This window comes from Sphingomonas sp. CCH9-F2, assembly GCF_001556735.1.
GTDB classification, from domain to species: Bacteria; Pseudomonadota; Alphaproteobacteria; order Sphingomonadales; family Sphingomonadaceae; genus Sphingomonas; species Sphingomonas ginsenosidimutans.
In genome coordinates this window covers 1-7,173 of sequence record NZ_LSJO01000053.1, presented here as the reverse complement: position 1 = coordinate 7,173, position 7,173 = coordinate 1, and the positions used below count along the sequence as shown (strand labels likewise).

Below are 7,173 nucleotides of genomic sequence, written 5' to 3'. Positions count from 1 at the left end.
GGGAAGCCCTGCGCCCCCAGCGCGCCGAGTAGCCGCCGCAGATTCGCGTGGCTTTCCCCGCTCGCCGATCGCGCCTCTTCGGTGGCCAGCCACGTGTCGTTGACGCTGAGGCCTCCCGGCCCGGCGACCAGCGGTCCTTCCACCAGCCGATCGACCCGGCGGCGCACGGTCGCGTCCGACAGCCCCAGTATCTGCGCGATCCGCGGCACGCGGATCGGCAGCCGCAGCTGCGACGGCAGCGGCTCGGCATCGGGGGTGGCGAACCGCCGCGCCAGCGTGGGATCGGCGACGATGCGCCGGTCGCTTGCGGCGAGCACGGTGGAGAAGATCACCAGGTCCAGCCGGTCGTGATGCGTCTGGTGGTTGGCGCGCGCCACCGACAGCATCAGATCGACCGAGGCGCGGACCCCGCTGTGCCAGTGATAGGGGCGCTGGGAAACGGGGAAGGCGGGCAGCGCGTCGATGCGCGCCATGTCCTCGATGAAGCGGACCAGCGCGTCATGGGCCAGCGCGCCGATCGAGGCATAGGGTTCGTCCTCCAGCGTCGCGATCGTCACGATGCCGCCGCGCCGGCGCGCGCACAGCCCCGCCTCCACCAGCGCCGCGACATGCCGCCGGGTCGTCTCGAACGGCAACCCCAGGCTGTCGGCCAGCGCCAGCACCGGGGTCGCCAGCCCGCCGTCCAGCGTGCGGCGCACCAGTAGGGTGTAGATCATGAACCGGTCGACCCGCCCGTCGAACAGCGGCAGCGCCGCCGACATGATCGACGTCTGCATTTCCGCCAGCAGCCGCGTCATCGCGCGAATCGGGGGAGTGGGGGCGAGCATGTGCCCAAAATAACTAATCTGTATTGAAAGCCATCCAGTGGCCCTCAAAACGGGTATACGAAAACCATCTATCGCCGGGCCGATCCCGCCCGACGATCGCGCCTCTATGCGACCGCCGCGACCGGTGGCGCGACCGTGCCCGCCAGCGAGTTGGGGCCCGCCTGGGCCAGCGTGACGCGCACCAGCTCGCCGGGCGCATGGTCGCCGACGATATGGACCGACTGGAGCCACGGCGACTTGCCCAGCCACTGCCCCGGCAGCTTGCCCGGCCGCTCGATCAGCACGTCGCACGACCGCCCCACCGACGCCGCGTTGAACGCCGCCTGATCGCGATTGAGCGCGGCCTGGAGCGCCTTGAGCCGTTCGTCCATCACCGCGGCGGGCACCTGATCCGGCATCGTCGCGGCGGGGGTGCCGGGGCGCGGCGAATACTTGAAGCTGAACGCCTGCGCATGGCCGACCGCGTCGACCAGGCTTAGCGTGTCGGCGAATTCGGCGTCGGTCTCCCCGGGGAAGCCGACGATGAAGTCGCCCGACAGCGCGATGTCCGGGCGCGCGGCGCGGATGCGGTCGATCAGCCGCAGATAGCCGTCGCGGGTGTGGCTGCGGTTCATCGCGCGCAGCACGCGGTCGTTGCCCGCCTGTACCGGCAGATGCAGGAACGGCATCAGGCTTTCGACGTCGCGATGCGCATCGATCAGTCCCTGCGCCATGTCGTTGGGGTGGCTGGTGGTATAGCGCAGGCGCACCAGCCCGGGGATCCGGTCCAGCGCGCGGATCAGGTCGTGCAGCCCGCGCCCGTCGCCTTCGGTCCAGGCGTTGACGTTCTGCCCCAGCAGCGTGATCTCGCGCGCGCCGGCATCGACCAGCGCCTTCGCCTCGTCGACGATCGCCGCGAACGGCCGGCTGACCTCGGCGCCGCGCGTGTAGGGGACGACGCAATAGGTGCAGAATTTGTCGCACCCCTCCTGCACCGTCAGGAACGCGCCCGGCGCCACCTTCCGCCGCGCGGGCAGCGCGCCGAACTTCGACGCGGCGGGCATGTCGGTGTCCAGCGCCGGCGAGCCGTCCGCGGCGCGCGCGACCAGTGCGGGCAGGTTGTGGTACGCCTGCGGCCCGACGACCACGTCCACCTTGGCGCGGCGCACGATCTCCTCGCCCTCCGCCTGCGCGACGCAGCCGGCGACCGCGATCATCGGCGCGGAGCGGCCATGCGCGCGCGCGTCCTTGCGCAGCCGGCCAATGTCCGAATAGACCTTCTCGGTCGCCTTCTCGCGGATGTGGCAGGTGTTGAGGACGACCAGATCGGCATCGCCCGGCGTTGCCGCCGCGGTCATCCCCTGCGCCGCCATCAATTCGCCCATGCGTTCCCCGTCATAGACGTTCATCTGGCAGCCGAACGACTTGACGTGAAAGGTCTTGGGCGGGGTGGCGGCGGGGGCGGACATGGCGCGCGGCCTTAGCCGATAAGTGCCCGCCGCGCCAACCCGCGCCGGATCAGCGGTAGAGGGCGGACACGTCCGTTTTCCACCCGCACAGCCCGATGACGCGGCGGTCGGTGACGATCGGCGCGGCGACCAGCCGCATCCACCGCACGCCCGCGTCGCGCAGCGCCACGTCGATCGTGAAGCCGCGGCAGTGGCGGATCGCATGGGCGCGCAGCCGCTCCATCGCGGCGCGCGACAGTTCCTCGTACCGCCACAGCGCGTGGGTGCGATCGGCCGCCGCGTCGGGCGCCATGCCAAACAGTTCGCGCACGCCGGGCGCCCAGGTCAGCTGCCCGCTGGCCAGATCGCAATGCCAGTGGCCGGTGGTGCCGGCGCCCGCCGCCACCCCGTCCGTGGCGGAATCCAGCAGCAGCCCCAGATCGAGACGGGCATCGCGCTCATAGAGCGGCCAGCTGTGGTGAAGCGGGAACGGTTCCTGCGGGGCCATATCCTGTCCTCGTCGGACATAATATGGATCAATAGGCTTAAGTGTGTGTTACCGCGCCGGAAAGGTCCCCGCCTGCGGCCACGATCCGCTCGCGCGCCTCCGCGGCGATCGCCTTCCTTCCGCCGGTCGGGGCGAAGGGGGGCAGGAAATGCAGCGTCGCGGTGAAGGTGCCGCGACGGTTCAGCACGCGCGTGGCATGCGACTGGCCCGGCTCGTCGCCCACCCAGGCGAGTTCGTCGGTCGCCGCGCCATAGTCGATGCGCACCGGCTGGATCATCAGCCCGGGCGGCGGCGGGTCGATCGCCCCCAGCAGCGCTGCCTTGAACGGAAGCAGTTCGCGCCCGTCGCCGGTCGTCCCCTCGGGAAAGATCGTGATCGCCCAGCCATGCGCCAGCGCGTCGCGCAGCTCGGCCACCTGCCGCTCGATCCCCATGCGGTCGCCGCGGCGGACGAACAAGGTGCGGTTGAGCGTGCACAACCAGCCGACCAGCGGCGCCCCGCGCAATTCCGCCTTGGCGACGAACGCGCTGCCGGTCGCCCCGGCCAGCAGCAATATGTCCATCCAGCTCAGGTGGTTGGACAGGAAGATGACGTCGCGGCGCAGCGGCGTGCCGACGATCCGCGCGCGCGCGCCGAACAGGCGCGCGGCGCTGCCCAGGAACAGCCGCGGCCAGGGGGAGGGAAGGTGCAGCAGCCGCCACAGCCCGTGCACCGTCAGCGCCGCCGCCAGCAGCCCCACCAGCGCGGCCAGCCGGGCGATCGCGCGGGCCGAAAGCCGCGGTTCCGGGCGGGCCGTCAACCGCGCCTCGCCGTCAGTCGCGGCGCAGCGCGACGCCGTACAACTCCATCCGGTGATCCACCAGGCGGAACCCCAGCCGCTCCGCGATCGCCTTTTGCAGCAGCTCCAGCTCGGGATCGACGAATTCGATCACCCGGCCGGTCTCCACGTCGATCAGGTGATCGTGATGCGCCTCAGGCGAGGGTTCGTAGCGCGCGCGCCCGTCGCCGAAATCGTGGCGGTCGAGGATCCCGGCCTCCTCGAACAATCGCACCGTGCGATAAACGGTGGCGATCGAGATGCCCGGGTCGATCGCGGAGGCGCGGGCATAGACCTTCTCCACGTCGGGATGGTCTTCGGCTTCGGACAGGACGCGCGCGATGACGCGGCGCTGTTCGGTGATGCGCAGTCCCTTTTCATGGCACAGCGCTTCGAGGTCGATCTTGCGGGGCATGGCCCCCATGTAGTGCGATCCGCTTGTTGCGAAAAGCGCTACCGACTCGCAATTGAGGCGAGCCGAACGATTCGCTCAATCCGCCAGCATCCGAACATAGGTATGCGCGTCGAACATCGCGCCGTCGCGCCCGCGATAATAATGGCGGCGCACCCCCGCCGGCGCGAAGCCGTGCGCGGCATACAGCGCGATCGCCGGATTGTTGGCGCGCACCTCCAGATGCAGCCTGGCGACCCCGCGCGCACGGCAGTCGGCAATCACCCCGCGCAGCAACGCGCCGCCGGCGCCCGCGCGGCGGTATGCCGGGTCGACCGCGATCAGCAGCAGCTCGGCCTCGTCCATGATCGCGCGGGTCAGCGCGAACCCCGCGGCGACCCCGTCGACGCGCGCCAGCGTCAGCCACACGCCCGGCATCGCCAGGATACCGATGCACTGGCTGCGGGTCCACGCCTCGCCATATTGCGGGTCGAACGCGGCGGCCATGATCCGGTCGACGGTATCGGCGTCGGCGGCCCCGGCGCTCGTCAGTTCGACCATCCGCGATCGCGTGCTCATGCCGGCACCACCCCGCCGGGCAGCTTGGCATCGGGCGCGCGGCCGTAGAAGGGATGGGGAGGAAGCATCCGGTACGATTCCGGCAATTCTCGCGCGAGCAATGCCCATGGCAACAGCGCAGGTCCGCGTTGCGCCGGGGGCAGGTCGACCAGCCGTTCCACGCCGGTTCCCACGGCTTCCATGCCGTCCAGCCGGGCGATGGCATCCGCGGGCTTGAGCGATGCCGGCTCGTCCAGCGCGCCGAAATCGGGCCTTCCGGCGAAGCGTTGCATGAACACCTCGCCATGGCCGCCCTCGATCACGACGGCGAACGCCGTATCGCCGCACTGGCCAAACAGGAAATAATCCATCGCGATCAGCGAGAGCGACGAATAGCCCGAGACGCTGGCACCCCAGCCGAGCGCTAGCCCCCGCGCGGCCGCGATCCCCACCCGGATACCCGTGAAGCTGCCGGGGCCGACATCGACGAGGATGTGCTCCGCGCGGCCACCGTCGGGAAGGGACGCGATCATCGGGATCAGCCGCTCGGCATGGCCACGGCCGACCACCTCATGCTCATAGCCCAGGGTCACCCGGCCCGCCTCGATCAATGCGACGGAACAGGCGGGGGTGGCGGTGTCGATGATGAGGGTACGCGGCGGCATCGCCTGCTCATGCCACGGGGCGCGCGCTTCGCAAGTCCCCGCGCAAAGTGCCGGCCGACGGGATGCGTTCGTCACCGCTCTGAAAGTCGCCGGAGCGGTCGCGTACGATCCGGCACCCCGGACCCGTTCCGGGGGTCACCGTGCCGCACGATCGACGCCTTCCGGGCGTGCGGCACGGTGGATGCCGGAACGGGTCCGGCATGACGGCGCGGGTTTTCGCGGCGTGTTCCGGCGTCGGCCGGTCCCGACCGGCCGTCACGCGATCCGGTTGAACTTCTCGAACGCCGGCCGCGGGCTGCGGTCGAAGATCGTCGCGGGATCGCCATAGCCCAGCGTCGAGATGAAGTTGGTGCGCACCGACGGCGTGTCGGCGAAGAACGCCTTGTCCACCGCGCCCGCATCGAAGCCGGACATCGGCCCGGTATCCAGCCCCAGTGCCCGCGCCGCCATGATGAAATAGCCGCCCTGGAGCGAGGAGTTGCGGAACGCCGACGCCTCGCGCAGCTCGCGGTTGCCGTCGAACCAGCTCTTGGCGTCGGTGTGCGGGAACAGCTCGGGCAGATATTCGTGGAAATCCACGTCCATCGCGATGATCGCGGTGACGGGTGCGCCCAGGACCTTCGGCTTGTTGGCGTCGGAACATGCCGCCGCCAGCGTCGCCTTCGCCGCGTCCGATACGCACCACACGATCCGCGCGGGCAGCTGGTTGGCGGACGTCGGCCCCATCTTCATCAGGTTCCAGATCGCGTGCAGCTTGTCCTCGCCCACCGGTTCGTCGCGATAGCCGTTGTAGCTGCGCGCGGTGCGGAACAGCTGGTCGAGCGCGGCATCGTCAAGGGCACGGGACATGGCGGGGCAACCTTTCGTGAAGGGGGAAGGATCGGCAGGCGCGCGCCCGTCAGACCGCGCGCACCTCGGTCACTTCGGGGACATAATGGCGCAGCAACTGCTCGATGCCGTTCTTCAGCGTCGCGCTCGACGACGGACAGCCCGCGCACGCGCCCTGCATCCTCAGGTACACCTTGCCCTTGTCGAACCCGCGATAGACGATGTCGCCGCCGTCATTGGCGACCGCGGGGCGAACGCGCGTCTCGATCAGGTCGCGGATCTGCGCGACGATATCGGCGTCGGCGGGATCGTCGACGATGCCGTCATCCTCCGCCGGCACCGCGAAATCGGCGGATGCGGCCCGGAACAGCGGCATCTGCGCGGTGAAATGATCCATCAGGATCGCCAGCACGTCGGGCTTCAGCATCGTCCATTCGACGCCGGGCGCGGCGGTCACCGACACGAAATCGCGGCCGAAGAACACGCCGGTGACGTCGCCCAGATCGAACAAGGCGGTCGCCAGCGGGCTGGCCTCCGCCTCTTCGGGGGTGGCGAAATCGCGCGTGCCCGCGTCCATGACGGCGCGGCCGGGCAGGAATTTCAGCGTGGCCGGATTGGGCGTGGCTTCGGTTTCGATCAGCATGGCCGCGATGTGGCGCGGGACGCGGCGCGGATCAAGCGTGCGGGCGGAAAGGAAGTGTTTCCGCCCGCCAAGCCGTCATGCCCCCGCGCGGCGCATCCACCGCAGCATCCGGTCCGCCACCCAGCGTCCCGGCTGGCGCAGCGGCCGCGCGAAACGGATCGCCAGGACGATGCGCGCGGCGCCGCTGTCGTTCCACATTTCGTGTTCGCACGTGTCGTCGAACACCAGCGTCTCGCCCTCCGCCCAGCGGACGATCCGGTCGTGCACGCGCATCCGCACGTCGCCGTCGCGGGGCACCGCCAGCCCCAAGTGACAGGTCAGCAGCGCCCGCGTCGGCCCGCGCCGCGGCGGAACATGCGCGCCCGGCGCCAGCGCCACGAACGCCGCTTCCTCCACCCCCGCGATCGCCGCGATCAGCGCGCGCGTCGCCGGCCGGTGCGCCAGCGCCGCGTCCACGGGCGCGCCGTGGCGCCACAGCACCGGTCCGGCATCGCCCTGCGCCTCCGCGC

Annotated in this window: 10 protein-coding genes; all 10 read right to left on the bottom strand. The window is 70.5% G+C overall.

All coding sequences use genetic code 11. The annotated features are described in order from the left end of the window. The coding region (locus tag AX685_RS01485) for a hypothetical protein (protein WP_066484601.1) at window positions 1-797 on the bottom strand (797 nt) is incomplete at its 3' end. 134 nt (window positions 798-931) lie between these two features. Next, window positions 932-2,275 carry a tRNA (N6-isopentenyl adenosine(37)-C2)-methylthiotransferase MiaB gene (gene miaB, locus AX685_RS01480; RefSeq protein ID WP_082740413.1) on the bottom strand — a complete coding sequence of 448 codons (1,344 nt, stop codon included), beginning with the start codon at window positions 2,273-2,275 and terminating at the stop codon, window positions 932-934. 49 nt (window positions 2,276-2,324) lie between these two features. Next, window positions 2,325-2,762, bottom strand: a complete 438-nt coding sequence (locus AX685_RS01475) for a hypothetical protein (protein ID WP_066484598.1) — start codon at window positions 2,760-2,762, stop codon at window positions 2,325-2,327. 37 nt (window positions 2,763-2,799) lie between these two features. Continuing rightward, on the bottom strand, window positions 2,800-3,561 hold the full coding sequence (locus tag AX685_RS01470; RefSeq protein ID WP_231738494.1) for a lysophospholipid acyltransferase family protein: 762 nt from the start codon (window positions 3,559-3,561) through the stop codon (window positions 2,800-2,802). 13 nt (window positions 3,562-3,574) lie between these two features. After that, window positions 3,575-3,994 (bottom strand): Fur family transcriptional regulator, encoded by a 420-nt coding sequence (locus AX685_RS01465; RefSeq protein WP_066484597.1) that lies wholly within the window; start codon window positions 3,992-3,994, stop codon window positions 3,575-3,577. A gap of 75 nt (window positions 3,995-4,069) precedes the next feature. Further along, window positions 4,070-4,549, bottom strand: coding sequence for a ribosomal protein S18-alanine N-acetyltransferase (gene rimI, locus AX685_RS01460; protein WP_066484596.1), 480 nt, complete (start codon window positions 4,547-4,549; stop codon window positions 4,070-4,072). Further along, on the bottom strand, window positions 4,546-5,193 hold the full coding sequence (gene tsaB, locus AX685_RS01455; RefSeq protein WP_066484593.1) for a tRNA (adenosine(37)-N6)-threonylcarbamoyltransferase complex dimerization subunit type 1 TsaB: 648 nt from the start codon (window positions 5,191-5,193) through the stop codon (window positions 4,546-4,548). The genes rimI and tsaB overlap by 4 nt, the downstream gene beginning before the upstream one ends. 255 nt (window positions 5,194-5,448) lie before the next feature. Next, window positions 5,449-6,042, bottom strand: a complete 594-nt coding sequence (locus tag AX685_RS01450; protein ID WP_066484589.1) for a malonic semialdehyde reductase — start codon at window positions 6,040-6,042, stop codon at window positions 5,449-5,451. 49 nt (window positions 6,043-6,091) lie between these two features. Then, complete coding sequence (locus AX685_RS01445) at window positions 6,092-6,664, bottom strand: NifU family protein (protein ID WP_066484586.1); 573 nt, start codon at window positions 6,662-6,664, stop codon at window positions 6,092-6,094. A gap of 75 nt (window positions 6,665-6,739) precedes the next feature. Beyond that, window positions 6,740-7,173 (bottom strand): aspartyl/asparaginyl beta-hydroxylase domain-containing protein (locus AX685_RS01440; protein WP_197418441.1); only part of this gene is annotated, 434 nt, incomplete at its 5' end.

Excerpts from the sequence above, each read along its gene's own strand:
- AX685_RS01445 (WP_066484586.1), bottom strand. The coding sequence starts at position 6,664 with ATGCTGATCGAAACCGAAGCCACGCCCAATCCGGCCACGCTGAAATTC.
- tsaB (WP_066484593.1), bottom strand. The coding sequence starts at position 5,193 with ATGCCGCCGCGTACCCTCATCATCGACACCGCCACCCCCGCCTGTTCC.
- AX685_RS01450 (WP_066484589.1), bottom strand. The coding sequence starts at position 6,042 with ATGTCCCGTGCCCTTGACGATGCCGCGCTCGACCAGCTGTTCCGCACC.
- AX685_RS01475 (WP_066484598.1), bottom strand. The coding sequence starts at position 2,762 with ATGGCCCCGCAGGAACCGTTCCCGCTTCACCACAGCTGGCCGCTCTAT.
- rimI (WP_066484596.1), bottom strand. The coding sequence starts at position 4,549 with ATGAGCACGCGATCGCGGATGGTCGAACTGACGAGCGCCGGGGCCGCC.
- AX685_RS01465 (WP_066484597.1), bottom strand. The coding sequence starts at position 3,994 with ATGCCCCGCAAGATCGACCTCGAAGCGCTGTGCCATGAAAAGGGACTG.
- miaB (WP_082740413.1), bottom strand. The coding sequence starts at position 2,275 with ATGTCCGCCCCCGCCGCCACCCCGCCCAAGACCTTTCACGTCAAGTCG.